Source organism: Streptomyces sp. NPDC089424 (genome assembly GCF_044749345.1).
In the GTDB taxonomy this organism is placed as follows: Bacteria; Actinomycetota; Actinomycetes; order Streptomycetales; family Streptomycetaceae; genus Streptomyces.
Map to the genome: position 1 here is coordinate 62,922 of NZ_JBIVHU010000012.1, position 26,166 is coordinate 89,087.

The following is a 26,166-nucleotide window of genomic DNA, read 5'->3' on the forward strand; positions in this document are numbered from 1 at the left end:
CCTCCGGGGCGGGTGTGCCGGTTTCCCCGTAGCGCACGACGGTAGCGCAGCGCGGCGGCACGCCCGACGCCACGGGCGGCCGCCGCCGCACCTGCCGGGGCCCCGGCGGTCGGCCCCGGCCGACCGCCGACCCGCTACCGTGGACCGGATGAGCACCGAGGAGAAGCCGGCGGCCCCGCGTTCCCTCGCGGAGGCGCTTCGCGCGCGGGACGACGACTCGCTGTCCGCGCTCCTGCGCGCCCGGCCCGATCTCATCACGCCCGTCCCCACCGACCTGACCCAGCTCGCGACCCGCGCCGGCACCCGCGCCTCGGTGGTGCGCGCCCTGGAACGCCTGGACCGCTTCGCCCTCCAGACCGCCGAGGCGCTGGCCGTGGCGGCCGACCCGGCGACCTACCCGGAACTGCTCGGGCTCATGGCGGGCGACGACGGCGACCCCCTCGTGACCGCCGCCCTGCCGCGCGGCCTGGGCATCCTGCGCGAACAGGCCCTGGTGTGGGGTCCCGACGACCGGCTGCGCCTGGTGCGCACGGCACGTGAACTGCTCGCCCCGACCCCGCAGCATCCGTCCCCGACCGGACTGGGCCCGACCGTCCAGGAGGCAACTGCGGGGATGTCGCCGGGCCGGATCCAGGACCTCGTCACGGCCGCCGGGCTGCCCTCCACGCACGACGCCGTCTCCGCGACGGCCGCGCTCGCCGGTCTGTTCACCGACCGCACCCGGATGTCCGCGCTGCTCGACGAGGCCCCGGCCGACTCGGTGGAGGTGCTGGAACGGCTCGTGTGGGGCCCGCCGTACGGCCAGGTCACCGCCGATCCGGCGCCCCGGCTGCGCTGGCTGCTGGACCGCGGGCTGCTGCTGCCGACGGCGCCCGGCACGGTCGTGCTCCCCCGCGAGGTCGCCCTGCATCTGCGGGCCGGCCGGGCGCACCGGGTGCCGGAGCCGGTGGCCCCGCCCGTGGAGGCGGCGGCCACGCACCGTCCACAGGTTGTGGACGCCACGGCGGCCGGGCAGGCGTACACCACGCTCGCGACCGTCGAGGAGCTGCTGAAGGACTGGGACGAGGGCGGCCCCGCCGTGCTGCGGGCGGGCGGTCTCAGCGTCCGTGACCTGAAGCGGACCGCTGTCGCGCTCGACGTGTCCGAACCGGTCGCGGCGTTCTGGGTCGAACTGGCCTACGCCGCGGGCCTGATCGCCTCGGACGGCGAGGCCGACGAGCGGTACGCGGCGACCCCCGCCTACGACGAGTGGCTGGAGCAGCCCGCCGGCACGCGCTGGGCCCGGCTGGCCGAGACCTGGCTGACGGGGACCCGGACGGCAGGGCTCGTGGGCGGCCGGGACACCAAGGACCGTGCGCTGGCCGCCCTGGGTCCGGGCCTCGACCGCTCGGCCGCCCCGGAGGTGCGGCACCGGGTGCTGGGCCTGCTGGCGGAGCTGCCGGAGGGAGCGGCCCCGACGGGCGAGTCGGTGCTCGCGCGACTGCGGTGGGAGCGTCCGCTGCGGCGGGACCAGCAGCGGGACCCGCAGCGCGATCCGCAGCGGGACACCGGCCCCGACGCCGACCTGCGGGTGCGGCTCGCCCGATGGGCGCTGTCCGAGGCCGAGTTGCTGGGCGTGACCGGACGAGGGGCGCTCTCCGCGCACGGGCGGGCGCTGCTCGGGGCGTACGCGCCGGTGCACACGCCCGCCGAGGAGCCCGAGGGCCCCGGCGACAAGCTGCCCGTGCACCACCGTCCCGCCCCGCGTCTCAAGCCCCTCGCCCCGGCCGAGCAGTCCGTCGCCTCCGCGACGGCCGCCCGGCTGCTCGCCCCGCTGCTGCCCGAGCCGCTGGACCACGTGCTGCTCCAGGCGGATCTGACGGCGGTGGCGCCGGGCCCCCTGCAGCGGCACCTCGCCGACACGCTGGGCGTGCTCGCGGACGTGGAGTCCAAGGGCGGCGCGACCGTCTACCGCTTCACCCCCGCCTCGGTACGCCGCGCCCTGGACGCCGGCCGCGCCGCCTCCGACCTGCACGCCTTCCTCACCGAGCACTCCCGGACGCCGGTGCCGCAGCCGCTGGCGTACCTGATCGACGACGTGGCGCGCAGACACGGGCATCTGCGCGTGGGCGCCGCCTCCGCGTACGTGCGCTGCGACGACGACGCGATGCTGAGCGAGATCCTCGCCGACAAGCGGTCCGCCGGACTGCGGCTGCGCCGTCTCGCGCCGACCGTGCTGGCCGCGCAGGCCGACCCGGCGGCCCTGCTGGAGGGACTGCGGGCGATGGGCTTCGCGCCCGCCGCCGAATCCGCCGAGGGCGACGTGCTGATCACGCGGGCGCACGCCCACCGCACCCCGCCGCGCACCCCGCCCGAGCCGGTCCCCGAGGGCCCGCCCGCGCCCGACGCGACGCTGCTCGCCGCCGCGATCCGCGCGATCCGGGCGGGCGACCTGGCCTCGACGACGCCGCGGAAGTCCCCGGAGCCCGCCGCCGGCCGCGGTCTGCCGCGCACCGGCTCCGCCGAGACCCTCGCCACCATGCAGGCCGCCGTGCTGACCGGCCAGACCCTGTGGATCGGGTACGTCAACGCCGAGGGCGCCGCCAGCCAGCGGGTGATCGCCCCGGTGCGGGTGGAGGGCGGGTTCGTGACGGCCTACGACCACACCGCGGACGAGGTCCGCACCTATCCCCTGCACCGGATCACGGGCGTGGCGGAACTGGCGGAGGACTAGGGCCTGTCTGACAATTCGCGTCGTCGCCCGGAGGGCGGCCGGACGGCGTCAGGTGCGTGCTCTCGGGGCGCCGGGCCCTGACCTGCGTACTGGACGTACTCGGGTCAGGGCCCGGCGCGGCGAGAGTGCGTGCATGGCGCCGTCTGGCAGACGGAAATTGTCAGACAGGCCCTGGGGCCTCACCCCTGCGGGGGTACGCCGCGATCCATGCACGCCACGCCGGACACTTCCCACCCATGAGGGAGCTTGGGCGGCCTCCCGCATCGCCGTGCCGCGCGCCGGGCAGCCACCGGGAGTCCTGATCAAGCCCGGGCCGGCCCACGCAGGGGACCCGGGCGAGCACATCCGAGAGGAAACACCCATGCGAGCTGCCCGTCGTGTCGCCGCCGTGCTGACCACCACCGCCGTGATGCTCGGCGCCCTCACCACCCAGGCCGCTGCCATCGCGATCGACGTCGCCGGACTGGTGCTGGAGACGCCGCAGATCTGACCCGCCGCGCGTCCCTCGGGCCGGGTCCCGCGTCCCGGGCCCGGCCCGCCCCGACAGATCCCCGGAAAGGCCTTGACCGCCCCATGCGTTCCAAGCTCCCCGCCCGCGCCCACTCCGCCATCGCCGTCACCGCCGCCGCCGTGGTGACCGCGGCCGCCCTGGTCGCCGCGCTCGCGCCCGAGGCCTCGGCGGCGCCGCTGCCGCTGCCCGCCGCGCAGGCGGGCGAGCCCCTGGTCAACATCGACGGGCACGTGTTCGCCCAGCCGCTGGTCAACAACCTCACCCTGCCCATTCCGAGGTAGCCCGGCGCATCCGGTAACTGTCCCCGTCGAGGCGGACGATCTCGGCGTGGTGGGCCAGCCGGTCCACCATCGCCGGGGCGGCGGGGCCGCCGAACACCTCGTCCCACCGCGCCGGGGGACGGTCGGCGGTCACGATCAGCGAACCCCGCTCGTAGCGGTGCGCGACCAGCCGGAAGAAGAGCTGCGAGGTGTCGGCGTCGAAGGGCAGGTAGCCGACCTCGTCCACGATCAGCAGCGCGTAGGCGTCGAGGCGGCGCAGTTCGTCGGTGAGCCGGCCGTCGGCGTGCGCCCCCGTCAGCCGCGCCGCCCACTCGCCGGCGGTCGCGAACAGCACCCGGTGCCCCGCCTGGCAGGCGCGCACCCCGAGGCCCAGTGCGAGATGCGTCTTGCCCGTGCCGGGTGGCCCGGCGAAGACGACGTTGCGGCGGGCGGTGACGAAGTCCAGCTTGCCGAGCCGGGCCACGGCCTCGCGGTCGAAGGACCTCAGGTGCTCGGCGTCGAAGTCCTCGAGCAGCCGGCGGGCGGGGAACCCGGCGGCCCGCAGCCGCTCCTCGGCGCTCGGCGCCTGGTCACGCTGGGCGGGGATGACGGCCTTCTCGGGCGGGGCGCCCCCGGGGCTCCGCTCCTGCGGTGGCTGGTGGGCGGGGTGGTGGGCGCGCTCGGCCTGCGCCGCCATCGGCCCCGACATGTACGCGAGGATCGCCGCCGAGGCGATGAACGCCATGTGGATCACCGTGCCCCACAACAGGGAGTGCCGGGGGGTGTGGTGGACGTCCACGAACATCTGGAGCAGATGCACCGAGGAGATGCCCACGATGGCGGTGGCCAGCTTGACCTTCAGCACGTTGGAGTTCACGTGGGAGAGCCATTCCGGCTGGTCGCGGTGGCCCTGGAGGCCGATGCGGGACACGAACGTCTCGTAGCCGCCGACGATCACCATGATCAGCAGATTGGCGATCATGACGACGTCGACGAGCTTGAGCACGGCGAGCATGACGTAGGTCTCTGTCGCCTGTCCGGTCACACACCGGAGAATTAAGGCCCAGAGTTCGTTGAAGAATTTGTAGACGTACACCCCCTGGGCGGCCACGAGGCCGAAGTACAGCGGAGCCTGCAGCCAGCGTGTGGCGAACAGCGCGTAGCCGAGCGTGGTGGACGGCGGGGACGAGGCACTGGTGATGTCCTGCACGCCGTGCACAACGATCAGGCACACTGGACGTTTGGCCCGCGCGGAAGGAATGTACGTACGTGAACGGTCCACTCATCGTCCAGTCCGACAAGACCCTCCTCCTGGAGGTCGACCACGAGCGCGCCGACGACTGCCGTCGCGTGATCGCGCCGTTCGCCGAGCTGGAGCGCGCGCCGGAGCACATCCACACCTACCGCGTGACCCCGCTCGGCCTGTGGAACGCGCGTGCCGCGGGCCACGACGCCGAGCAGGTCGTGGACGCGCTGGTGGAGTACAGCCGCTACCCGGTGCCGCACGCGCTGCTCGTGGACATCGCCGAGACGATGGACCGCTACGGACGCCTGACGCTGAGCAAGCACCCCGCGCACGGGCTGGTGCTCACCACCACCGACCGTCCGGTGCTGGAGGAGGTGCTGCGCTCGAAGCGGATCGCGCCGCTGGTCGGCACGCGCATCGACGCGGACACCGTGGCCGTGCACCCCTCCGAGCGCGGCCAGATCAAGCAGGTGCTGCTGAAGCTGGGCTGGCCCGCCGAGGACCTCGCCGGGTACGTCGACGGCGAGGCGCACCCCATCGAGCTGGACGAGGACGGCTGGGCGCTGCGGCCGTACCAGAAGCAGGCCGTGGAGAACTTCTGGCACGGCGGGTCCGGGGTCGTCGTCCTGCCCTGCGGTGCCGGCAAGACACTGGTCGGCGCCGGGTCCATGGCGCAGGCGAAGTCCACCACGCTCATCCTCGTGACGAACACCGTCTCGGCCCGGCAGTGGAAGCACGAGCTGGTGAAGCGGACCTCGCTGACCGAGGAGGAGATCGGCGAGTACAGCGGGACGAAGAAGGAGATCCGGCCCGTCACCATCGCCACCTACCAGGTGCTGACGACCCGGCGGAAGGGTGTCTACCCGCACCTGGAGCTGTTCGACTCCCGTGACTGGGGGCTCATCGTCTACGACGAGGTGCATCTGCTGCCCGCACCCGTCTTCAAGTTCACGGCCGACCTCCAGGCGCGGCGGCGGCTGGGACTGACCGCGACGCTGGTGCGGGAGGACGGCCGGGAGTCCGACGTGTTCTCGCTGATCGGGCCCAAGCGGTTCGACGCGCCGTGGAAGGAGATCGAGGCGCAGGGCTACATCGCGCCCGCGGACTGCGTGGAGGTCCGGGTCAACCTCACGGACTCCGAGCGGCTGGCGTACGCCACGGCGGAGCCCGAGGAGAAGTACCGCTTCTGCTCGACCACCCAGACCAAGCGCAAGGTGACCGAGGCGATCGTGCGCCGGTTCGCCGGGCAGCAGATCCTCGTCATCGGGCAGTACATCGACCAGCTCGACGAGCTGGGGGAGCATCTCGGCGCGCCGGTGATCAAGGGCGAGACGTCCAACGCCCAGCGCGAGAAGCTCTTCGACGCCTTCCGCGAGGGCGAGATCAGCGTGCTGGTCGTCTCCAAGGTCGCCAACTTCTCCATCGACCTGCCGGAGGCGACCGTCGCCATCCAGGTGTCCGGGACCTTCGGCTCGCGGCAGGAGGAGGCCCAGCGGCTGGGCCGGGTGCTGCGCCCGAAGGCCGACGGCCACCAGGCGCACTTCTACTCGGTCGTCGCCCGCGACACGCTCGACCAGGACTTCGCGGCCCACCGCCAGCGGTTCCTGGCGGAGCAGGGGTACGCGTACCGGATCATGGACGCCGACGAACTGCTCGCCGGGAGCTGACGCCCCAGCAGCGTGCGCAGGGCGACCGCGGTGAGCGCCGCCAGGCCCAGCAGCGGGTAGGGCGAGGCCAGCGGCTGCTGCCACCAGGGGAGCTGAAGGTCCAGGTCGCCCTGGTGGGGGACGAGCCACATGGTGCGCGCCGTGAACAGGAAGGCCACGGCGAGGGCCAGCCGGCCGCGGCCGTCGGCCAGCAGCACGGCCATGACGGGGACGCACCACACCCAGTGGTGGGACCAGCTGATCGGTGAGACCAGCAGCGCGGTGACGGCCGTCAGGAGCAGGGCGTGACGGTCGTCCGGCGTGCGGTGGACCAGCCACAGGGCGGCGGCCGCGACCACCAGCGCGAGCGCCAGCCAGGCGGAACCCGGCGCCGGGTCGCCGAGGGCGCGGGCGAGCAGGCCCTGGAGCGACTGGTTGTCGACGATCCAGGGCTTGCCCACCCGGTGGGTCTCGTAGAGGCGGCGCAGCCAGAAGTCGGCGCTGGCGGCGGGCAGCGCCAGCGCGCCGACGGCCATGGTCGCCGCGAGGGCGGCCGTCGCGGTGGCGGCCTCCCGGTACCGCCCGCGCAGCAGCAGGTACGCGATGAAGACGGCCGGAGTCAGTTTGATGCCGGCCGCGATGCCCACGGCCACGCCCTTGCCGGGAGCGCCGGCCCGTCGGGTCAGGTCCCACAGGACCAGGCAGGCGAGGGCGAGGTTGATCTGGCCGTAGAGCAGGGTCTGGAACACCGGCTCCAGCCAGAGGGCGAGCGCGGTGAGCGCGCAGAGGGCGGGAAGGCGCAGCGGGCGGCCGGCCAGCCGGGCGGAGAGGTGCACCAGCCAGGCGGTGAGCAGCATGTTCGCCGACAGGAAGGCGGCCTTGAGAGCCGCTACGGGGATCCAGGCGGCGGGGGTGAACAGGAGTGCGGCGAAGGGCGGATAGGTGGCGGGGAGGCGCCACCGGGTGACGGTGAAGCCGTAGAGGTCATGGCCGTGCAGGACGGCCGCGCCCTCGGCCCGGTACACCAGGGCGTCGGCCATGGCCGGGCGGTGCACGACGCACAGGACGGCGAAGGCCGCCGCGGAGACGGCCAGGAGTGTCACGGGCGCTGCCGAGCGTGGTCGTCTCGTCACGTCGTGACACTAGACGCTCACTTGCGGCGGACGCCCGCCTCCTCGCCGTACTCACCGAGGATGACCACATCGAACGCGGCGCCCGCGAACACCCGCACGGCACGCAGGGCTTCGCCGAGGCGATGCCGGTGGCTGCCGGTGAGGGCCGTCGCGCCGGACGGGCGGTGCGGGGCGGGGGCCGGGGTGAAAGTCGCTGCACTCATATGTCCATGGTGGATTTCGCACCCCGAAAGCGGCATCGGTCTCGGGACCGAACCTTGGCGGCCCCGGGGTAGCCCCTGAGAGGGACCGGTGGAGCCGAGGGGGGAGGAGGCGCGCGGCCCCGTCCCCTAGGGGCTGTGCCGGTGCGAGGGGCGCGGGAGCGGGCGGGAGAAATTCGTTGGCCCGTCCTGCGCCGCTCACCTAGAATCTCCGCTCTTGCCCGCCTCCCTCGGGGAGCGCCGCCACCCGGACGGAAACCGGGGGCACCCCGCATCGCATCCCTAGCTTTCCGGAGGCACCGCCGTGTCCACGCCCGCCGTCGATCCGCTCGCCCGTGAGCGCTCCCATCTGTCCGCGTCCCGTGCCGCGCTGCGGGCCATGCGGGAGGACGTCGAGTCCCTCGACATCGGCGACGTCACCGCGAACTGGGTCAACGCCCAGATCCTGGAACGCCAGATCGGCGAGCGCATCAAGGCCCTCGCCGACCTCAGCCACACCCCGCTGTTCTTCGGCCGACTGGACTATCTGCACGCCCCGGGCGCGGAGCGGGCCGAGGGCGCGGGTGGGGAACGCTTCTACGTCGGCCGCCGGCACGTGCACGACGCGGACGGCGACCCGATGGTGATCGACTGGCGCGCGCCGGTCTCGCAACCGTTCTACCGGGCCTCCAAGAAGGATCCGATGGACATCGGGCTGCGCCGCCGGTTCGGTTACACCGGCGGGGAGTTGACGGCCTACGAGGACGAGCACCTGTCCGACCCGGCCGAGGCGGCGCGGACCAGCAAGCTGCTCCAGCAGGAGATCGAGCGCCCGCGTGTCGGGCCGATGCGCGACATCGTCGCCACCATCCAGCCGGAGCAGGACGAGATCGTGCGCAGCGGGCTCGGCGGCTCGGTCTGCGTGCAGGGCGGGCCCGGCACCGGGAAGACCGCGGTCGGCCTGCACCGCGTGGCCTACCTGCTCTACGCGCACCGCGACCGGCTGGCCCGCACCGGCACCCTGGTGATCGGTCCGAACCGCTCCTTCCTCCACTACATCGAGCAGGTGCTCCCGGCGCTGGGCGAGTTGTCGGCCCGGCAGGCGACGGTCGACGACCTGGTGGCGCACGTGGAGGTGCGCGGCACGGACGACGCGGCGGCGGCGCTGGTCAAGGGGGACGCGCGGATGGCGGAGGTCGTCCGCCGGGCGCTGTACGCGCACGTGACGATGCCGACGGAGCCGGTCGTCGTGGTGCGCGGGTCACGGCGGTGGCGGGTGCCGGCGTACGAGGTCGAGGAGATGGTGCGGGAGTTGCTGGACCGGGGCATCCGGTACGGCGCCGCACGCGAGGCGCTGCCGCAGCGGATCGCGCACGCCGTGCTGGTGCAGATGGAACGGTCGGGTGAGGCGCCGGACGACCGCGTGCAGGACGCGGTGGCCCGCAACAGCGCGGTGAAGGCGGCCGTCAAGGAGATCTGGCCGGCGGTGGATCCGGCGAAGCTGGTGCTGCGGCTGCTGACCGACGCGGACTTCCTGGCCGAGCACGCGCAGGGGGTGCTGGACGAGGGCGAGCGCAAGACGGTGCTGTGGGCGCGGGCGGTGCGGTCGGTGAAGGCGGCGAAGTGGTCGGCGGCGGACGCGGTGCTGATCGACGAGGCGAAGGACCTCGTCGAGAGGACCCCGTCCCTCGGGCATGTCGTCCTCGACGAGGCGCAGGACCTCTCCCCCATGCAGTACCGGGCGGTCGGCCGCCGCTGCACCACCGGCTCCGCGACCGTGCTCGGCGACCTGGCGCAGGGCACCACGCCGTGGGCGACGCGCAGCTGGCAGGAGGCGCTGGCCCACCTGGGCAAGGACGACGCGGTGGTGGAGGAGCTGACGGCCGGTTTCCGTGTCCCGACGGACGTCATCGCGTACGCGTCCCGGCTGCTGCCGCACATCGCGCCCGGCCTGACGCCGGTGGCGTCGGTGCGGGAGAACCCCGGGACGTTCGAGGTGCGGCCGGTCGGGAGCGACGCGGACGTGGTGGCGGCCTGCGCGGAGGCGCTCCGGCACGAGGGGTCCATCGGCCTGATCGCCGCGGACGCGCGGATCCCGGCGCTCGCGCAGGCGCTCGGTGCGGCGGGGATCGACCACCTCGCCCCCGGCGAGGAGACGTCGTACGAGACCCGGCTGACCCTGGTCCCCGCCTCCCTGGCCAAGGGCCTGGAGTACGACTACGTCGTCCTCGACGAACCCCGGGCCGTGGTCGACGGCGAGCCGGACGAACGCACCGGGCTGCGCCGCCTGTACGTGGCCCTGACACGAGCCGTGTCGGGACTGACCGTGACGCACACGGCACCCCTGCCACCCCAGCTCACCTGAGGCACCCGCCGGTCCCGGCACGGCACGGGTCACCCGGCGTCTAGGACTTCCCGCCACTCGGCGACCGCCGCCGTCGAGACCGGGCCCTCCCAGCCGTGCGGCCGGGCCGCGCCGCCGATGTGGAAGGCGTCGGCCCCGGCGGCCACCAGTCGCGGCACGTGCTCCAGCCGCAGGCCGCCGCCGACCAGGATCTGCTGCTCGTACCCCGGCTCGCCGCGCCGCCCCGCCTCGGCGAGCAGCACGGGCAGTCCCTCGTCCACGCCGGCGGCCGCACCCGCCGTCAGATAGGTGTCCAGGCCGGGCAGGCCGTCCAGCGTCTTGCGCAGCGCGTCCCGGTCCGCCGCCCGGTCGATGGCGCGGTGGAACGTCCACCGGCATTCCTCCAGCACGCCGACCACCCCCTCCACGGCGTCCAGGTCCACCCCGCCGTGGGCGTCGAGGAACCCGAGCACGAACTCCTCGGCCCCGGCCTCCCGCATCCGTCCGGCCACCTCGACGAGCCGCGGGACCTCACCGGCCGCGAACCCGTCCGCCAGTCGCAGCATCACGCGCAGCGGAATGTCTACGGCGGCCCGGATCGCGACGAAGGTCTCGACGGACGGCGTGAGTCCGTCCGCCGCCATGTCGGTGACCAGTTCGAGGCGATCCGCGCCTCCGGCCTGGGCGGCGATCGCGTCCTCGGCGTCGAGGGCGATCACCTCCAGGACTGCACGCGTGCTCATGGCACCCCTTTCTTGGGCATTCCCCGATGCGGCTACAGGTCTAGTCCAATATCAGGGTACGCCCGCGGGGATCGCGCCCGCGAGACGGCGTCGCGCCGACAACGGCCGGAAACCGGCGTGCCGCCGCGCCGCTCAGCCGAACAGGTTCAGCTCCCCCACCTGCACCCCGGCGAGCTCGAACCCGGCCGCGTCCACCGACCGCCCCGAGTACAGCCGTACCAGCGTCGACGCGTCGCCGATGTAGCGCCCCGGCGGCCGGTCCCCGCTCACCTCGCCGAGCCGCAGCGGCTCGTCCAGGTCGTCGAGGTCGGCGTGCAGCGCCACGTGCCCGCGCTCCCGCGTGATCCGCGCCAGCAGTTCGAGCGCGTACGGCAGCCCCTTCCCGGCGTACGCCTCCGGCTCCCCGAGCGCCGCGCGCACGTCTCCCGCGTGCACCCACTCGCCCAGCGCGAGCCCGTCCAGCGCGCCGCCCGCCTTCGCGACCACCGGCCCCGCCTCGGTCATCCCGCGCTCCAGCTCGTCGACGACCCGCGCGTCGGTCCAGCCGGCACGCTCCGCGATGTCCCGGTCGTTCGACTCGGGCGAGAACACCCCGTCCTCGAACCGGCCCTCGACCGCGCGCACGAGCGCCGACGAGCAGTGCGCCAGCACATCCCGCACCGTCCACCCCGGGCACGCCTCCACCGGCCGCGCGAAGTCCCCCTCCGTCCGCCCCCGCAGCCACGGGATCAGCTGATCCCGCTCCACCACCAACAGCCTCCCCGGCAGCTCCGGGTCCCGTACCGCGCCGTGCATGTCAGCAGAAGTCATGCCCCCACGCTAGGGCCACAATTGACGGTATGCCCGAACCCAGCACGCTTCGCGTCCGCTTCCGTCGAGCGCTGGAGGCCGCCCGGGGCCCCGAGGGCGGTCCCGATCCGGTCCCGTACGCCGACAACCTGATCGCCCGCTGGCAGGAACCGCAGCGGCACTACCACACGCTGACCCACCTCACCGCGGTCCTCGACCACGTCGACGCGCTGGAGGAGTACGCCGACGATCCCGACCTCGTCCGGCTCGCCGCCTGGTTCCACGACGCGGTCTACCTCCCGGACCGCTCCGAGAACGAGGAGCGCTCGGCCCGGCTCGCCGAACGCGCCCTCCCCGAGGCCGGCCTGGCCGAGGCGGCCACCGCCGAGGTCGCCCGCCTGGTCCGCCTCACCGCGGGACACGCGGCGGCCGACGACGACCCCAACGGCCAGGTCCTGTGCGACGCCGATCTCGCCATCCTCGGCTCGCCCCCGTCGGTGTACGCCGCCTACACGGCCGCCGTCCGCGAGGAGTACGGCTTCGTCCCGTCGGACGCGTTCCGCGCGGGCCGGTCCGCCGTCCTGCGCGACCTGCTCGCCCTGCCCCGCCTGTACCGCACCCCCTACGGCGCGGAGCACTGGGAGGCGACGGCCCGTTACAACGTCGGCTCCGAGCTGGAAATCCTGTCGTCCTGAGGGCGTCTCCTCGCCTAATCTGCGCCGCATGGCAGACACGGGTGGGGACATGGTGCAGCGGGCCGTCGAGGACGCCGTCGCGGTACTGCGGACGGCGACGGACCGCGACTGGCGCGCGGTCGACGCGGGCCGTACGACGTGGAGTTGCCGCCGGACGGCCGAGCACGTCGCGAGCTGTCTGCTGGCGTACGCGGGGCAACTCGCCGGACGCGCGCGGGACGCCTACGTGCCGTTCGAGATCACGCTCGACGGCGACGAGGACGGCCTCGACCCCGCCGACAACGAGGGCGTCCTCCACGTCGTCGAGACGACGGGTGCGTTGCTCACGGCCGCGATCCGCACCACGCCCCGCGAGGTGCGCGCCTTCCACCCGTACCCCTTCCGCAGCGCGAACCGCGAGGGCTTCGCCGCGATGGGCGTCGCCGAGGTCCTGCTCCACACCCACGACATCGCCCAGGGACTCGGCCTCGCCCACGAACCGCCGGCCGACCTGTGCACGTACGTCCTCGGCACGATCTTCCCGCACGTCCAGCCCGCCGCCGACCCCTGGCGCACCCTCCTGTGGGCCACCGGCCGCGGAGACCTGCCGGGCCGCGCCCCGGTCACCGACTGGCGCTGGAGCAACAACCTCGTCGTCCCGGCCGACCGGCTCACCCTGGAGGGCGTCACCCCGCTCGCGGCCGCGGACCTGGCCGCGGGCGGTGACGGCGGCTTCGTGTGGGTCGAGGGCGGCCCCTTCGAGGGCACCCGCGAGGCGGCGGTGATGACGGCGAAGGCGTACGAGGCGGGTGTGCACCGCCCCGAGTTCGGGCTGTTCGTCCTGGTGCGCCACGAGGACGGCCGCGCGATCGGCGGCATGGGCTTCCACGGCGCTCCCGACGAGGACGCCCGCGCCGAGATCGGCTACGACCTCACCGAGCGGGCCCGCGGCCACGGCTACGCCACGGAGGCCCTGCGCGCCCTGGCGGACCGGGCCCTGGCCCGGGAGGACGTACGGTCCCTGTTCGCGACGGTGGAGTTGGACAACGTGCCGTCGCAACGGGTGCTGGAGCGGGCCGGGTTCGTCCGGGTGAGCGAGGGCGAGGACGAGCTGTACGCCTACGAGCTGCGGCGGAACTGAGCACGGCCGTACGGTCCACCCGCCGTACGCGCTACCGGCCCTTCGGCCTGCGCAGTCCGGACCCTTGCAGCAGGCGCACCACTTCCCGGCTGCTGACCTCCACCGCGCCGGCGGTGACCGCGTCGGCGTAACGGTGCGACGGGATGTCGTAGTGGTCCCGCTCGAAGGCGCGGCGCGGGACGCCCAGCGTCTCGGCGAACGCGTGCAGCTCGTCGTAGGACAGATCGCTGACGAGGTGGGACCACATGCGTCCGTGGCCGGGCCAGGTCGGCGGGTCGATGTAGATCGTCACGAGGCGGCGGCCCCGCCCGGGCCCGTCCCCAGGGAGCCGACCGCCGCGACCTTGACCCCGGCCTTGTGGCACACCCAGTGCGGGTCGGGTCCGAGCTCGGGTTCCACGTCCAGCGCGTGCGGGTCGCCGGAGCCGCAGACCGGGCACAGGGGCCAGCGCCCGTAGCGGTCGAGCAGGGCGTCCTGCACGTCCTGGGCGATCAGACCGGCGACGTACTCCGCGCCGTCCGGCCACTGTTCCACCCACCAGCGCCGCTGTACGACGGACTCCTCGACCAGCGAGACGACGTCCGCCTCGGCGACCTGGCCCGCGACGAGGTCGGCCAGCACGAGGGCACGGGCGGCGTGCAGCGCCTGCTCCAGGGGGCTGATGGGGTCCATGCCCCCATTGTGCGCACTCTTGACCACAACGCCGAGCCGAAAATATCTTTCACCTGTGACCCGTGAAGTGAAGGAAACTTTCGGCAGCGGCGGCCGGGCCCGGCCCGGTGCGGCCTCCGGGCCCGGCGCGGCTCCCCGCACGAGTCCGCCCGCGCCCGCCGCCCTCGCCGCCAAGGTGCGCACCCTGGCACCCTCCATGACCCGCTCCATGCAGCGCGTCGCCGAGGCCGTGGCGAGCGACCCGGCCGGCTGCGCGGCCCTCACGGTCACCGGCCTCGCCGAGCTCACCGGCACCAGCGAGGCGACCGTCGTACGCACCGCCCGCCTCCTCGGCTACCCCGGTTACCGCGATCTGCGCCTCGCCCTCGCCGGCCTGGCCGCCCAGCAGCAGTCCGGGCGCGCCCCCGCCATCACCACCGACATCGCCGTGGACGACCCTATCGCCGACGTCGTCGCCAAGCTCGCCTACGACGAGCAGCAGACCCTGGCCGACACGGCGGCCGGGCTCGACACCGCGCAGCTCGGCGCGGCGGTCACCGCGCTCGCCGCCGCCCGGCGCACCGACGTGTACGGCATCGGCGCCTCCGGACTGGTCGCGCAGGACCTCACCCAGAAGCTGCTGCGCATAGGGCTCATAGCCCACGCCCACAGTGATCCGCACCTCGCCGTGACCAACGCCGTGCAACTGCGCGCCGGGGACGTCGCCATCGCCATCACCCACTCGGGCTCGACCACGGACGTCATCGAGCCGCTGCGGGTGGCCTTCGAGGGCGGCGCCACGACCGTGGCGATCACCGGCCGCCCGGACGGGGCCGTGACGCAGTACGCCGACCACGTCCTGACGACCTCCACGGCCCGCGAGAGCGAGCTGCGGCCGGCGGCCATGTCGTCGCGGACCAGTCAGCTGCTGGTCGTGGACTGCCTGTTCGTGGGGGTGGCGCAGCGTACGTACGAGCGGGCCGCACCGGCGCTGTCGGCGTCGTACGAGGCGCTGGCCCACCGGCACCGCAGTGGGTCCCGGCAGCCGTGACGCCGGCCCCGCCGGGCCCGCGCTCCGCCGGCCCGTCCGGCCCTTACCGAGAAGTCGCCGACCAGACATCGAAAAGAGCCGCTTCCCCATGACCTCCACCTCCGGCCCCCGTGATGTGCAAGCGCAGTTGGAGACCCTGACCACCGAGGCGTTCCGGCCCGAGCTGGCCGAGATCGACCGGCTGCCCACCCTGGAGATCGCACGGCTGATGAACGGCGAGGACGCCCTGGTGCCCGCCGCCGTCGCCGAGCGGCTGCCCCGGATCGCGGCGGCGATCGACGACATCGCCGCCCGGATGGCCCGCGGCGGCCGGCTCGTCTACGCCGGCGCCGGTACCGCCGGCCGCCTCGGCGTGCTGGACGCCTCCGAGTGCCCGCCCACCTTCAACACCGACCCCACCAGGGTCGTGGGCCTGATCGCGGGCGGCCCCGAGGCCATGGTCACCTCCGTCGAGGGCGCCGAGGACTCGGGGGAGCTGGCGCGGCAGGACCTGGACGCGCTGCGGCTGACCCCCGACGACACCGTGGTCGGGATCTCCGCCTCCGGCCGCACCCCGTACGCCGTGGCCGCCGTCGAGCACGCCCGGTCGCACGGCGCCCTGACCGTCGGCCTCTCGTGCAACGCGCACAGCGCCCTGGCCGCAGCCGCCGACCACGGCATCGAGATCGTCGTCGGCCCCGAACTGCTCACCGGCTCCACCCGGCTGAAGGCCGGCACGGCACAGAAGCTGGTCCTGAACATGCTCTCGACGATCACGATGATCCGGCTGGGCAAGACGTACGGGAACCTCATGGTCGACGTCCGCGCCTCCAACGAGAAGCTGCGCGCCCGCTCCCGCCGCATCGTCGCCCTGGCCACGGGGGCGTCGGACGAGGAGATCGAGCAGGCCCTCGCCGCCACCGACGGCGAGGTCAAGGCGGCCATCCTGGCGATCGCCGGCGGGGTGGACGGGGGCACGGCGGCCCGTCTTCTGGAGGAGTCCGGCGGCCACCTGCGCGCGGCGCTCACGGCTGCGGCGCGCTGACCCCGGATCCGGCCCCCTCGCCCGATCGCCCGGCGGGTGCCACGGACTCGTGTCCGGTCACCCTTGCCTCGTACCATCGCAGGTCCGCGTCATACGGGACGGACCACCGGGAAGGATCACAGGCGACCGCTCATGAATCACGCTCAGCTCACCGCCCTGGGGCGCGCTCTTCGGTTGCTCGGCGAGCACGGCGAGGCTCTCGGCGGGGACACCCCGGACGCGCGGTTGCACGAGGTCAGGGCCGATCTGCGGCGGGCCCTCGAGCTGTTGGAGGAGAGCGTCACCGGCGCCGCTCCCAGCACGCGCTGCGCGGAGCATCCGACGGGTCCCGTCGACGAGAGCGCGCCCGACCGGTGCCTGCTGTGCGAGACGCGGCGCCGGACCGCCCGCAGGGCCGAGTTCAACGGGCCCGCCGCCCCCGCCCCGTCGAGCGGCTCCACGCCGTCCCGGTACGGCGTGCGCGAGGACCGGCCGCAGCCCCAGCAGCGGTGGCTGCCGGAGCTGTGGAACGGGCAGGAGTGGCAGTTGTGCGGGACCCCGCGCCGGGACCGCCGCGAGGCCGAGCTGTATCTGGCGGCCCAGCGGCGGGGTTCGCGGCCCGCGACGGCGTACCGGCTCGTGCACGAGTTCACCGACTACGAGGTGCTCCGGGTCTGGGGCACCCCGGTACGGGTCGACATCGAGCCGATGGGGAATCTGTGAGCGAGGGCGCTCACGCCTTGGCGGACTCCGGCAGCGGCTGCGGCGCCGCCGAGGGCGATCCCAGGGACGCACGTCCGCCGGGGATCTGACGCGGCAGGAACGTCGCGACCACGAACGCGAGGAGCGCGGCCCCGGCACCGATCGCCAGCACCGTGCGGAAGCCGTCCCGCGACGGCAGCGCGAACGAGCCGAACGTCGTCGTCATCTGGGCCAGGATCACGCCCGCGACGGCGCTCGCCACCGACGTACCGATGGACCGCATCAGCGTGTTGAGGCTGTTCGCCGCGGCCGTCTCCGACGCCGGTACGGCGCTCATGATGAGCGCGGGCATCGAGCCGTAGGTGAAGCCGATGCCGGCGCCGATGACGCAGGAGACCAGGACGAAGTGCCACACCTGGTCCATGAGGGCGATGTTGAGGACGTAGCCCGCCGCGACGATCAGGGCGCCGATCATCAGGGTGACCTTGGGGCCCTTCGCCTTGGAGACGGCCGCCGACACCGGCGCCGTGGCCATCATGACCAGGCCGGACGGGGCCATGACCAGACCCGCCGCGAGCATCGACTGGCCGAGGCCGTAGCCCGTCGCCGACGGCAGTTGCAGCATCTGCGGGATGACCAGCGACATCGCGAACATCGCGAAGCCGACGGCCACCGAGGCCAGGTTCGTGACCAGGACCTGGCGACGGACCGTGGCACGCAGGTCGACCAGCGGCTGTCCGACGCGCAGCTCCCACCGGCCCCAGACGAGAAGGACCACGACGGCCACCCCGAACAGGCCGAGGGTGGTGGCGCTGGTCCAGCCCCAGTCGGCGCCCTTGGAGATGCCGAGCAGCAGGCAGACCAGTCCGGTCGCCATGCCGAGGGCGCCGACCAGGTCGAAGCGGCCACCGGTGCGGACCTGGGACTCCGGGACGAGGGCGAGCACCAGACCGCCGGCCACGACGCCCAGCACGGCCGAGGTCCAGAACAGGGTGTGCCAGTCGAAGTTGTCGGCGATCAGCGCGGCCGCCGGCAGACCGAGGGCGCCACCGACGCCCAGGGAGGCGCTCATCAGGGCGGTGGCGGAGCCGAGGCGTTCGGCGGGGAGTTCGTCGCGCATGATGCTGATGCCGAGCGGGATCACACCCGAGGCCAGGCCTTGGAGGGCCCGGCCGACGATCATCGGGCCGAGGGTGTCGCTGAGGGCGGCGGTCACCGAGCCGGCGACCAGCATCACCACGCTGACCAGCAGCATCCGCCGCTTGCCGTACATGTCGCCGAGCCGGCCCATCACGGGGGTGGCCACGGCGGCGGCGAGCAGCGTGGCCGTGACGGCCCAGGCGGTGTTCGACGAGGAGGCGTTCAGCAGCCGCGGCAGCTCGGGCACGATCGGGATGACCAGCGTCTGCATCAGGGACACGACGATTCCCGCGAAGGCCAGCACCGCCACCACGGCGTTCGACCTCGGCGGGGCGGATCCCCCGGTCGGGGCGGGGTGGGCAGGGGTGTCGGGCATGGATGGCCTCCGTGACGGCATGACGAAGTACTTGACTTAGGCAACCTTAAGTCAGTTGATTGACTTACTCAAGAAAACCAGGTCAAGGTCACGCAAAGAGGGGCGGTACCCGGATCACCCCGGGTACCGCCCCTCACCCGCCGCCGTACGCGCACGCGTCGCACTCGTACGCGCCGCGCGGCAGGCGCCCGCTCAGCTCAGCGAGCCGAGCGCCCCCGCGTCCCACGCCGTCAGCTCGTCGAACCGCCCCGTCAGCACCTTCCGGGCCCACAGCGGATCCTGGAGCAGCGCCCGCCCCACGGCCACCAGGTCGAACTCGTCCCGCTCCAGCCGGTCCAGCAGGTTGTCGATGCTGCCCACCCCGGCCCCCTCACCGGCGAACGCCCTCAGGAACTCGCCGTCCAGGCCGACCGACCCGACCGTGACCGCGGCCTTGCCGGTGAGCTTCTTGGTCCAGCCGGCGAGATTGAGGTCCGACCCCTCGAACTCCGGCAGCCAGTAGCGGCGCGTCGAGGCGTGGAAGCCGTCGACGCCGGCCGCCACCAGCGGGGCGAGGAGGGCCTCCAGCTCCTGCGGGCTCTCGGCGAGCCGCGCGTCGTAGGCGTCCTGCTTCCACTGCGAGTAGCGGAAGAGGATCGGGAAGTCCGGCGAGACCGACTCGCGGACGGCGGCCACCACCTCCGCCGCGAACTTCACGCGGGCCACCGGGTCGCCCCCGTAGGCGTCCGTACGCCGGTTGGTGCCGGCCCACAGGAACTGGTCGAGGAGGTAGCCGTGGGCCCCGTGCAGCTCGACGCCGTCGAAGCCGATCCGCTCGGCCGCGGCGGCCGCCTCGGCGAAGGCCCCGGCGACGTCGTCCAGGTCCCGCCGGGTCATGACCCGGCCGGTGCCCTCGGTGCCGTCCGTGCGCACCCCCGAAGGGCCGACCGCCGGAGCGTCGGGGTACGGCGGCTGACCCTGACGGCGCACCATGCCGATGTGCCACAGCTGCGGCACGATCTTCCCGCCGGCCGCGTGCACCTCTTCGGCGACCTTCGCCCACCCCGCGAGTTGCTCCTCGCCGTGGAAGCGCGGCACGTCGTCGCTCTCCCCGGCCGACTCGTGCCCGACGTAGGTGCCCTCGGTGACGATCAGGCCCACGCCCGCGCCGGCTCGGCGCGCGTAGTACGAGACCACGTCCGCGCCGGGTACGCCGCCCGGTGAGAACTTGCGGGTCATCGGCGCCATCACGATCCGGTTGGGGACGGTCAGGCCGCCCACGGTGAAGGGACGGGCGAGGACCTGGGCCGCTCGGGAGGTGTCGGGGGAGGCGGTGACGGTCACGTGGGGGCTCCTCGGGATTTGCCGGTCGGCGGTCGGGCACACGCGGGGCGCTGCACAACGGATCCATGCGTGTGCGAATTATGCGTATGCATGGAATCACACTCCCGCGACAACCACACACCGCCGCCCGCCATTCCGGCCCACCCCGTGCCCTCTGGTGTGACCCGGGTCACTCACCTGCTCCCGTCGGGGCGGAAGAATGCCCGCATGACGAAGCCCGCCGCCCTGGTGTCCCCGCAGGAGCTGGAGCGATCCGCCGTGGTGGCCAACAACACGATGAACCGGGAGCGCGGCCTCACCGGCGTCAACAGCTACGCACGCGAACTGGGCCTCGACCCGCTGAGCCGGCTGGCCTGCCGGTCCGCGCCGTCCTGGCTGGACCTGTGCAGCGGGGAGGGCCGCGCCCTGCGCGAGGCGGCCTCGGTCCTGCCCGGCGACGCCGTGCTCACCGGAGTGGATCTGGTGGGCCCGCTGGTTCCCGTGCCGGCCCCGCCCACCGTGCGGGAGGTCGTCGCCTCGGTCGCGACCTGGACGCCGGAGCGGACGTACGACCTGATCACCTGCGTCCACGGGCTGCACTACGTCGGCGACCAGCTCGGACTGCTCGCCCGCGCGGCCTCCTGGCTCGCCCCGGACGGGCTGCTGATCGCGCACTTCGACCCGGACTCGGTGCGCGGCCCGGACGGCTCACCCGCCGGACGGGCGGCGCTCACGGCACTGCGGCGGGCGGGGTTCGGTTACGCCCCGCGGCGTCACCGGCTGACCTTGGCGGGTGGACGGGCGGTGCGACTGCCGTTCCGCTATCTGGGTGCCGACCCGGCGGCGGGGCCGAACTGGACCGGACAGCCCGCCGTCGCCTCGTACTACGCCCCCACACCCTGAGAACGCCCGAGGGCGGCACCCCCTGTCTCCAGGGGGTGCCGCCCTCGGTACCTACGGACGGATCCGATCCTCGAAGGGATCAGAAGTCCATGTCACCGCCCGGCATGCCGCCGCCGGCCGGGGCCGCGGCCTTCTCCGGCTTGTCGGCGATGACGGCCTCGGTGGTGAGGAAGAGCGCGGCGATGGAGGCGGCGTTCTGCAGGGCAGAGCGGGTCACCTTCGCCGGGTCGATGATGCCCTCGGCGATCATGTCGACGTACTCGCCGGTCGCGGCGTTCAGGCCGTGGCCGACCGTCAGGTTGCGCACCTTCTCGACGACGACGCCACCCTCGAGACCACCGTTGACGGCGATCTGCTTGAGCGGGGCCTCCAGCGCGAGCTTCACGGCGTTGGCGCCGGTCGCCTCGTCACCCTCGAGCTCCAGCTTCTCGAACACCTGGGAGGCCTGGAGCAGGGCCACGCCACCACCGGCGACGATGCCCTCCTCGACGGCCGCCTTCGCGTTGCGAACGGCGTCCTCGATGCGGTGCTTGCGCTCCTTGAGCTCGACCTCGGTGGCGGCACCGGCCTTGATGACGGCCACGCCGCCGGCCAGCTTCGCCAGACGCTCCTGGAGCTTCTCGCGGTCGTAGTCCGAGTCGCTGTTCTCGATCTCGGCGCGGATCTGGTTGACGCGACCCGCGACCTGGTCGGCGGAGCCGGCACCGTCGACGATGGTGGTCTCGTCCTTGGTGATGACGACCTTGCGGGCGCGGCCCAGGAGGTCCAGGGTCGCGTTCTCCAGCTTGAGGCCGACCTCCTCGGAGATGACCTCGCCGCCCGTGAGGATGGCGATGTCGCCGAGCATGGCCTTGCGGCGGTCACCGAAGCCCGGGGCCTTGACGGCGACGGACTTGAAGGTGCCACGGATCTTGTTGACGACCAGGGTCGACAGGGCCTCGCCCTCGACGTCCTCGGCGATGATCAGCAGCGGCTTGCCCGACTGCATGACCTTCTCCAGGAGCGGGAGCAGGTCCTTGACGTTGGAGACCTTGGAGTTGGCGATGAGGATGTAGGGGTCCTCGAGCGACGCCTCCATGCGCTCCATGTCGGTGGCGAAGTACGCCGAGATGTAGCCCTTGTCGAAGCGCATACCCTCGGTGAGCTCCAGCTCCAGACCGAAGGTCTGGGACTCCTCGACGGTGATGACGCCTTCCTTGCCGACCTTGTCCATCGCCTCGGCGATGAGCTCGCCGATCTGGGTGTCGGCGGCGGAGATGGAGGCCGTGGAGGCGATCTGCTCCTTGGTCTCGACCTCCTTGGCCTGGTCGAGCAGCGCGCCGGAGACGGCCTCGACGGCCTTCTCGATACCGCGCTTGAGGGCCATCGGGTTGGCACCGGCGGCCACGTTGCGCAGGCCCTCACGGACCAGCGCCTGGGCGAGAACGGTGGCGGTGGTCGTACCGTCGCCGGCGACGTCGTCCGTCTTCTTGGCGACTTCCTTGACCAGCTCGGCGCCGATCTTCTCGTACGGGTCCTCGAGCTCGATCTCCTTGGCGATGGAGACACCATCGTTGGTGATCGTGGGGGCGCCCCACTTCTTCTCGAGGACGACGTTGCGGCCCTTGGGGCCGAGCGTCACCTTCACGGCGTCCGCGAGCTGGTTCATGCCGCGCTCGAGGCCGCGCCGCGCCTCCTCGTCGAACGCGATGATCTTGGCCATGTGAAGTGGTCCCTCCAGGACTGGGGGTGATTCCTTCGGACCGCGCCCGCGCCCGCGACGGACGGCTCGCCTGCCTCGTGGTTCCTTGCCCCACCCGGCTTGCGGCCTCACCGACCCGGTCCTTCTTTTGTCACTCTCACCTTCAGAGTGCTAACGCCAATGATTAGCACTCGCCCCTGCCGAGTGCAAGCGCCTCCCGGGATCCGGGCGAGGTCTGCGCCGCCCGCGAACACGCCCCCGGCCGCGCACGCCGAAGGGCCCGCGCCCCCCGGGGGAGGCACGGGCCCTTCGAACAGAAACGTCACATACGGTGGTCGCGCGCTTAAGCGGTGAGACGAACCATGTCGGCCTGCGGGCCCTTCTGGCCCTGCGAGATCTCGAACTCGACCCGCTGGCCCTCTTCGAGGGTCCGGTAGCCGTCCATCTGGATCGCGCTGTAGTGGACGAAGACGTCCGCACCACCGTCGACCGCGATGAAGCCGTACCCCTTCTCCGCGTTGAACCACTTGACGGTGCCCTGAGCCATGCCTAACTCCCCTATTACTGGCCCTTGCACAGATCCACACTTCGCGGATCCGGGTCAGACCTCGCCCGCCATTTGCTGTGAGGGGCGTGCGCCGGAACGCGTCGACCGCGGCTGAATGTATCTGTCCAACTGCCGTCTGCAACAGGTCAATCGGACGAGAAATCTGGGCGCCAACGGTCGGTAATTTAGGGAGAATTCACCCGAATTCAGGGCAAGTCGGGCTCCACAAAAGGAGTGAAAGACGCAAAAGAGCCACACACTTTGGCTACTTCTCATCGCATCGGAGCCGGAACTCATATGCGTCCGGCATGTGGAGCCGCGACGCGTTCCCCAACTCTACCGCGCTCAACCACACTGAATTGCCCCCTCCGCTTCTCTCACGGAGGGGGCAATTCGATGAACATCGCGTAACCGGAGTTACTCACGGTAACGCAACGGCGTGTCCAGCGGGCGGTTCAGCCGCCGGCGACCGCCGGAATGATGGACACGCCGGCACCGTCCGGAGTGACCGTCTCCAGACCCTGCTCGAAGCGGACGTCGTCGTCGTCGACGTACACGTTGACGAACCGCCGCAGCTTGCCCTGGTCGTCCAGGACCCGGGCGGCGATGCCGGTGTGGTTCTTCTCCAGATCGGCGATCACCTCGCCGAGGTTCGCACCCTCGGCGGGGACCTCGGCCTGGCCACCGGTGTAGGTGCGCAGGATGGTGGGGATGCGGACGGTGACGCTCACGGGGGAAACCTCCGGTGGGATGGCGGACCTGAGAGGGCGGGGCGGGGTCAGACGAGGCCGGCTTCGCGGAACGACTCCAGGCTGGGCCGGATGGTGGCCGTCAGACCCGTGCCCGCCACCGCGTCCAACGTCTTCAGGCCGTCCCCGGTGTTCAGCACGACGGTCGTCAGCGACGGGTCCAGCACGCCGAGTTCGACCAGCTTGCGCGTCACCCCGACGGTCACCCCGCCCGCGGTCTCCGCGAAGATCCCCTCGGTCCGCGCGAGCAGCTTGATCGCGTCCACGACCTGCTCGTCCGTCACGTCCTCGACCGCGCCGCCGGTGCGCCGCGCGATGTCCAGCACGTACGGCCCGTCGGCCGGGTTGCCGATGGCCAGCGACTTGGCGATGGTGTGCGGCTTCTGCGGCCGCACGACGTCGTGCCCGGACTTGAAGGCGGTCGACACCGGCGAGCAGCCCTCCGCCTGCGCCCCGAAGATCTTGTACGGCCGGTCCTCGACCAGCCCGAGCCTGATCAGCTCCTGCAGCCCCTTGTCGATCTTCGTGAGCTGGGAGCCGGAGGCGATCGGCACCACGATCTGGTCGGGCAGCCGCCAGCCGAGCTGCTCGCAGATCTCGTACGCCAGGGTCTTGGACCCCTCCGCGTAGTACGGCCGCAGGTTGACGTTGACGAAGCCCCAGCCCTCGCCGGCCGGGTCGCCGATCAGCTCGGAGCAGAAGCGGTTCACGTCGTCGTAGTTGCCCTCGATGCCGACGAGTTCGCCGCCGTAGACCGCGGCCATGACGACCTTGCCCTGCTCCAGGTCGTGCGGGATGAACACGCAGGAGCGGAAGCCCGCCCGGGCGGCGGCGGCGCCGACGGCGCCGGCGAGGTTGCCGGTGGAGGAGCAGGAGAGGGTGGTGAAGCCGAAGGCCCGCGCGGCCTCCAGCGCCTGGGCGACCACCCGGTCCTTGAAGGAGTGGGTCGGGTTGCCGGAGTCGTCCTTGACGAACAGCTTGCCGGGCTCGACGCCGAGTTCGCCGGCGAGGCGGTCGGCCTGGACCAGCGGGGTCCAGCCCGGGTTCAGATTCGGCTTGCCGGCCACGTCGGCGGGGACGGGCAGCAGCGGCGCGTAACGCCAGATGTTCGACGGACCCGCCTCGATGCGCTTGCGGAGCTCCTCGGCGTCGTACGCGGAGAAGTCGTAGGCGATCTCCAGCGGGCCGAAACACTCCTCGCACGCGAAGACCGGGCCGAGCGGAACGCGGTGGCCGCATTCACGGCAGGACAGCGCCGTGGCGGGACCGAGATCGACGGTGGGATTGCTGGTGCTGCTTTCGACAGTCTGCACAGCCATGTGAGGCGAGGCCCTTTCTCCTCATCTTCCTCACGACGCATCTCGCCGTGAGACGGAATTGGCACCTTCCCTAGCCGGGAGCCTCGCGGAACGATCGAGAACGATCTACGAGAACCGACTGGAGGGTTGCCGGGGCTTCAACGGGCCGTTTCCCTCTGCCCCTCTGGATGAGCTGTATGTGGTTGTTGTGCCGTGGTGCGCGCCGACGACCCCCGACATGCGACGGGCACCAGCGTTGTTCAAGACTGTAACCGAAGGCCAGGACAGTTGAGATAGTCGTCCGAACCGCGAGATGGATCACAGAGAACGCGTCCGCCCGCAAGAGAACGCAGAGGAGCACCGGACTGTGCTGGAGGAAGTCGAGCGCTGGCTGAGCACCCGCTCCTGGTCGCTGGCCGACCGCCCGCTCCAGACGATCCTGGCCGCGAAGCGCGGCACGGGCCAGTCGATCAGTGTCGTGCTGCCCGCGCTGGACGAGGAGGAGACGGTCGGCGACATCGTCGCCGCGATCCGTCGCGACCTCGTGGAGCGGGTCCCGCTGGTCGACGAGATCGTCGTGGTCGACTCCGGTTCGACCGACCGCACCTCCGAGGTGGCCGCGGCGGCGGGCGCCCGGGTGGCCCACCGCGACGCGATACTCACCCGCCTCCCGGCCGTTCCCGGCAAGGGCGAGGTGCTGTGGCGCTCCCTGCTCGTCACCCGGGGCGACATCGTCTGCTTCATCGACGCGGACCTGAAGGAGTTCACCTCGGACTTCGTCACGGGCATCGTCGGCCCGCTGCTCACCGACCCGGACATCGCCCTCGTGAAGGGCATGTACGACCGCCCCCTGGGCGGCGCGGCCGGGCAGGGCGGCCGGGTGACCGAGCTGGTGGCCCGCCCGCTGCTGAACCTGCACTGGCCGCAGCTGGCCGGCTTCGTGCAGCCGCTCGGCGGCGAGTACGCGGCCCGGCGCTCGCTGCTGGAGCAGCTGCCGTTCCCGGTCGGGTACGGCGTGGAGCTCGGCATGCTGGTCGACTCCCTGCATCTGGTCGGGCTCGACGCCCTCGCCCAGGTGGACGTCGGGGTGCGCAAGCACCGGCACCAGGACGGTCAGGCGCTGGGCCGGATGGCGGCGGCGATCTACCGCACGGCCCAGCTGCGGCTGGCCCGCGGCCACCTCGTCCGCCCGAGCCTCACCCAGTTCGAACGGGTGGAGGACGGCTTCGAGCCGCGCACCTACTCCGTGGACACGGAGGAGCGGCCGCCGATGGTGGAGATCGCGGAGTACGCGGCCCGGAAAGTGGCCTGACCGTGGGATACGGCTGTATACGGTCCCGTTTCGGGCTCGAACCGTACGTTTGAGCGGATCAGGAGAGGGCTA

At 72.6% G+C, this 26,166-nt stretch carries 24 protein-coding genes, 1 pseudogene and 1 riboswitch; of the genes and pseudogenes, 12 read left to right on the forward strand and 13 right to left on the reverse strand.

The window, feature by feature from the left end:
- The first annotated feature begins 148 nt into the window (after nucleotides 1-148).
- The 3 genes from ACIP2X_RS36630 to ACIP2X_RS36640 all read left to right on the forward strand — a co-directional run bounded on the left by ACIP2X_RS36630 (nucleotide 149) and on the right by ACIP2X_RS36640 (nucleotide 3,505).
- Nucleotides 149-2,713: a helicase-associated domain-containing protein gene (locus tag ACIP2X_RS36630; RefSeq protein WP_401682290.1), complete on the forward strand. Its 2,565-nt coding sequence runs from the start codon at nucleotides 149-151 to the stop codon at nucleotides 2,711-2,713.
- 361 nt (nucleotides 2,714-3,074) lie between these two features.
- The gene (locus tag ACIP2X_RS36635; protein ID WP_365451735.1) at nucleotides 3,075-3,203 is read left to right on the forward strand and encodes a hypothetical protein; all 129 of its coding nucleotides are present in this window, start codon (nucleotides 3,075-3,077) and stop codon (nucleotides 3,201-3,203) included.
- An 83-nt stretch (nucleotides 3,204-3,286) separates the two neighbouring features.
- Nucleotides 3,287-3,505, forward strand: a complete 219-nt coding sequence (locus ACIP2X_RS36640) for a hypothetical protein (RefSeq protein WP_401682293.1) — start codon at nucleotides 3,287-3,289, stop codon at nucleotides 3,503-3,505.
- On the opposite strand, the gene istB is transcribed toward ACIP2X_RS36640, so the two are convergent.
- Nucleotides 3,483-4,694 carry an IS21-like element helper ATPase IstB gene (gene istB, locus ACIP2X_RS36645; protein ID WP_401682296.1) on the reverse strand — a complete coding sequence of 404 codons (1,212 nt, stop codon included), beginning with the start codon at nucleotides 4,692-4,694 and terminating at the stop codon, nucleotides 3,483-3,485. The genes ACIP2X_RS36640 and istB overlap by 23 nt on opposite strands.
- Before the next feature lie 59 nt (nucleotides 4,695-4,753).
- Between istB and ACIP2X_RS36650 the strand changes: the two genes are divergently transcribed.
- A complete protein-coding gene (locus ACIP2X_RS36650) occupies nucleotides 4,754-6,397 on the forward strand; it encodes a DNA repair helicase XPB (RefSeq protein ID WP_401682299.1) in 1,644 nt (547 codons plus the stop codon).
- A gap of 20 nt (nucleotides 6,398-6,417) precedes the next feature.
- On the opposite strand, the pseudogene ACIP2X_RS36655 reads toward ACIP2X_RS36650, so the two are convergent.
- Together ACIP2X_RS36655 and ACIP2X_RS36660 are read right to left on the reverse strand one after the other, a co-directional pair.
- Nucleotides 6,418-7,509, reverse strand: a pseudogene (locus tag ACIP2X_RS36655) (glycosyltransferase 87 family protein); the annotation flags it as partial.
- Nucleotides 7,510-7,526: 17 nt separating this feature from the next.
- The gene (locus ACIP2X_RS36660; RefSeq protein WP_365451729.1) at nucleotides 7,527-7,712 is read right to left on the reverse strand and encodes a hypothetical protein; all 186 of its coding nucleotides are present in this window, start codon (nucleotides 7,710-7,712) and stop codon (nucleotides 7,527-7,529) included.
- A 301-nt stretch (nucleotides 7,713-8,013) separates the two neighbouring features.
- Here ACIP2X_RS36660 and ACIP2X_RS36665 point away from each other — a divergent pair, with 301 nt between their 5' ends.
- Nucleotides 8,014-10,053, forward strand: coding sequence for a HelD family protein (locus tag ACIP2X_RS36665; protein WP_401682302.1), 2,040 nt, complete (start codon nucleotides 8,014-8,016; stop codon nucleotides 10,051-10,053).
- A gap of 29 nt (nucleotides 10,054-10,082) precedes the next feature.
- On the opposite strand, the gene ACIP2X_RS36670 is transcribed toward ACIP2X_RS36665, so the two are convergent.
- Nucleotides 10,083-10,775, reverse strand: coding sequence for a copper homeostasis protein CutC (locus ACIP2X_RS36670; protein WP_401682305.1), 693 nt, complete (start codon nucleotides 10,773-10,775; stop codon nucleotides 10,083-10,085).
- Nucleotides 10,776-10,907: 132 nt separating this feature from the next.
- Nucleotides 10,908-11,585: a maleylpyruvate isomerase family mycothiol-dependent enzyme gene (locus tag ACIP2X_RS36675; protein ID WP_401682308.1), complete on the reverse strand. Its 678-nt coding sequence runs from the start codon at nucleotides 11,583-11,585 to the stop codon at nucleotides 10,908-10,910.
- 29 nt (nucleotides 11,586-11,614) lie between these two features.
- On the opposite strand from ACIP2X_RS36675, the gene ACIP2X_RS36680 reads away from it, so the two are divergent.
- Both ACIP2X_RS36680 and ACIP2X_RS36685 read left to right on the forward strand, forming a co-directional pair.
- Entirely contained in the window at nucleotides 11,615-12,259 is a 645-nt protein-coding gene (locus ACIP2X_RS36680; protein WP_401682311.1) for a hypothetical protein, read from the forward strand.
- 28 nt (nucleotides 12,260-12,287) lie between these two features.
- Nucleotides 12,288-13,379 (forward strand): GNAT family N-acetyltransferase, encoded by a 1,092-nt coding sequence (locus tag ACIP2X_RS36685; RefSeq protein WP_401682314.1) that lies wholly within the window; start codon nucleotides 12,288-12,290, stop codon nucleotides 13,377-13,379.
- Between the two features lie 31 nt (nucleotides 13,380-13,410).
- Here ACIP2X_RS36685 and ACIP2X_RS36690 read toward each other — a convergent pair whose 3' ends face one another.
- Nucleotides 13,411-13,671 (reverse strand): DUF4031 domain-containing protein, encoded by a 261-nt coding sequence (locus ACIP2X_RS36690; protein WP_401682317.1) that lies wholly within the window; start codon nucleotides 13,669-13,671, stop codon nucleotides 13,411-13,413.
- Complete coding sequence (locus ACIP2X_RS36695; protein WP_401682320.1) at nucleotides 13,668-14,051, reverse strand: hypothetical protein; 384 nt, start codon at nucleotides 14,049-14,051, stop codon at nucleotides 13,668-13,670. The genes ACIP2X_RS36690 and ACIP2X_RS36695 overlap by 4 nt, the downstream gene beginning before the upstream one ends.
- A 55-nt stretch (nucleotides 14,052-14,106) precedes the next feature.
- Here ACIP2X_RS36695 and ACIP2X_RS36700 point away from each other — a divergent pair, with 55 nt between their 5' ends.
- The 3 genes from ACIP2X_RS36700 to ACIP2X_RS36710 all read left to right on the forward strand — a co-directional run bounded on the left by ACIP2X_RS36700 (nucleotide 14,107) and on the right by ACIP2X_RS36710 (nucleotide 16,807).
- On the forward strand, nucleotides 14,107-15,081 hold the full coding sequence (locus ACIP2X_RS36700; RefSeq protein WP_401682322.1) for a MurR/RpiR family transcriptional regulator: 975 nt from the start codon (nucleotides 14,107-14,109) through the stop codon (nucleotides 15,079-15,081).
- An 88-nt stretch (nucleotides 15,082-15,169) separates the two neighbouring features.
- Nucleotides 15,170-16,105, forward strand: coding sequence for an N-acetylmuramic acid 6-phosphate etherase (gene murQ / locus ACIP2X_RS36705; protein ID WP_401682325.1), 936 nt, complete (start codon nucleotides 15,170-15,172; stop codon nucleotides 16,103-16,105).
- A gap of 132 nt (nucleotides 16,106-16,237) precedes the next feature.
- Nucleotides 16,238-16,807: a hypothetical protein gene (locus ACIP2X_RS36710; RefSeq protein WP_401682328.1), complete on the forward strand. Its 570-nt coding sequence runs from the start codon at nucleotides 16,238-16,240 to the stop codon at nucleotides 16,805-16,807.
- 10 nt (nucleotides 16,808-16,817) lie between these two features.
- Here ACIP2X_RS36710 and ACIP2X_RS36715 read toward each other — a convergent pair whose 3' ends face one another.
- Nucleotides 16,818-18,302, reverse strand: coding sequence for an MFS transporter (locus tag ACIP2X_RS36715; protein ID WP_401682331.1), 1,485 nt, complete (start codon nucleotides 18,300-18,302; stop codon nucleotides 16,818-16,820).
- A gap of 192 nt (nucleotides 18,303-18,494) precedes the next feature.
- Nucleotides 18,495-19,625, reverse strand: coding sequence for an NADH:flavin oxidoreductase (locus ACIP2X_RS36720; protein WP_401682334.1), 1,131 nt, complete (start codon nucleotides 19,623-19,625; stop codon nucleotides 18,495-18,497).
- 207 nt (nucleotides 19,626-19,832) lie between these two features.
- On the opposite strand from ACIP2X_RS36720, the gene ACIP2X_RS36725 reads away from it, so the two are divergent.
- Nucleotides 19,833-20,507 (forward strand): class I SAM-dependent methyltransferase, encoded by a 675-nt coding sequence (locus tag ACIP2X_RS36725; RefSeq protein ID WP_401682337.1) that lies wholly within the window; start codon nucleotides 19,833-19,835, stop codon nucleotides 20,505-20,507.
- 79 nt (nucleotides 20,508-20,586) lie between these two features.
- Here the strand turns inward: ACIP2X_RS36725 and groL are convergent, their stop codons facing one another.
- The 4 genes from groL to thrC all read right to left on the reverse strand — a co-directional run bounded on the left by groL (nucleotide 20,587) and on the right by thrC (nucleotide 24,803).
- The gene (gene groL, locus ACIP2X_RS36730) at nucleotides 20,587-22,209 is read right to left on the reverse strand and encodes a chaperonin GroEL (RefSeq protein ID WP_401682339.1); all 1,623 of its coding nucleotides are present in this window, start codon (nucleotides 22,207-22,209) and stop codon (nucleotides 20,587-20,589) included.
- 322 nt (nucleotides 22,210-22,531) lie between these two features.
- Nucleotides 22,532-22,735, reverse strand: coding sequence for a cold-shock protein (locus ACIP2X_RS36735; protein ID WP_219092312.1), 204 nt, complete (start codon nucleotides 22,733-22,735; stop codon nucleotides 22,532-22,534).
- A gap of 455 nt (nucleotides 22,736-23,190) precedes the next feature.
- Nucleotides 23,191-23,466, reverse strand: coding sequence for a MoaD/ThiS family protein (locus ACIP2X_RS36740; RefSeq protein ID WP_401682342.1), 276 nt, complete (start codon nucleotides 23,464-23,466; stop codon nucleotides 23,191-23,193).
- Between the two features lie 47 nt (nucleotides 23,467-23,513).
- Nucleotides 23,514-24,803, reverse strand: a complete 1,290-nt coding sequence (gene thrC / locus ACIP2X_RS36745; RefSeq protein ID WP_401682345.1) for a threonine synthase — start codon at nucleotides 24,801-24,803, stop codon at nucleotides 23,514-23,516.
- An 18-nt stretch (nucleotides 24,804-24,821) separates the two neighbouring features.
- A riboswitch (SAM riboswitch) is annotated at nucleotides 24,822-24,977 on the reverse strand.
- A gap of 172 nt (nucleotides 24,978-25,149) precedes the next feature.
- Between thrC and ACIP2X_RS36750 the strand changes: the two genes are divergently transcribed.
- Nucleotides 25,150-26,094, forward strand: coding sequence for a glucosyl-3-phosphoglycerate synthase (locus ACIP2X_RS36750; RefSeq protein ID WP_401682348.1), 945 nt, complete (start codon nucleotides 25,150-25,152; stop codon nucleotides 26,092-26,094).
- Nucleotides 26,095-26,166: the final 72 nt, after the last annotated feature.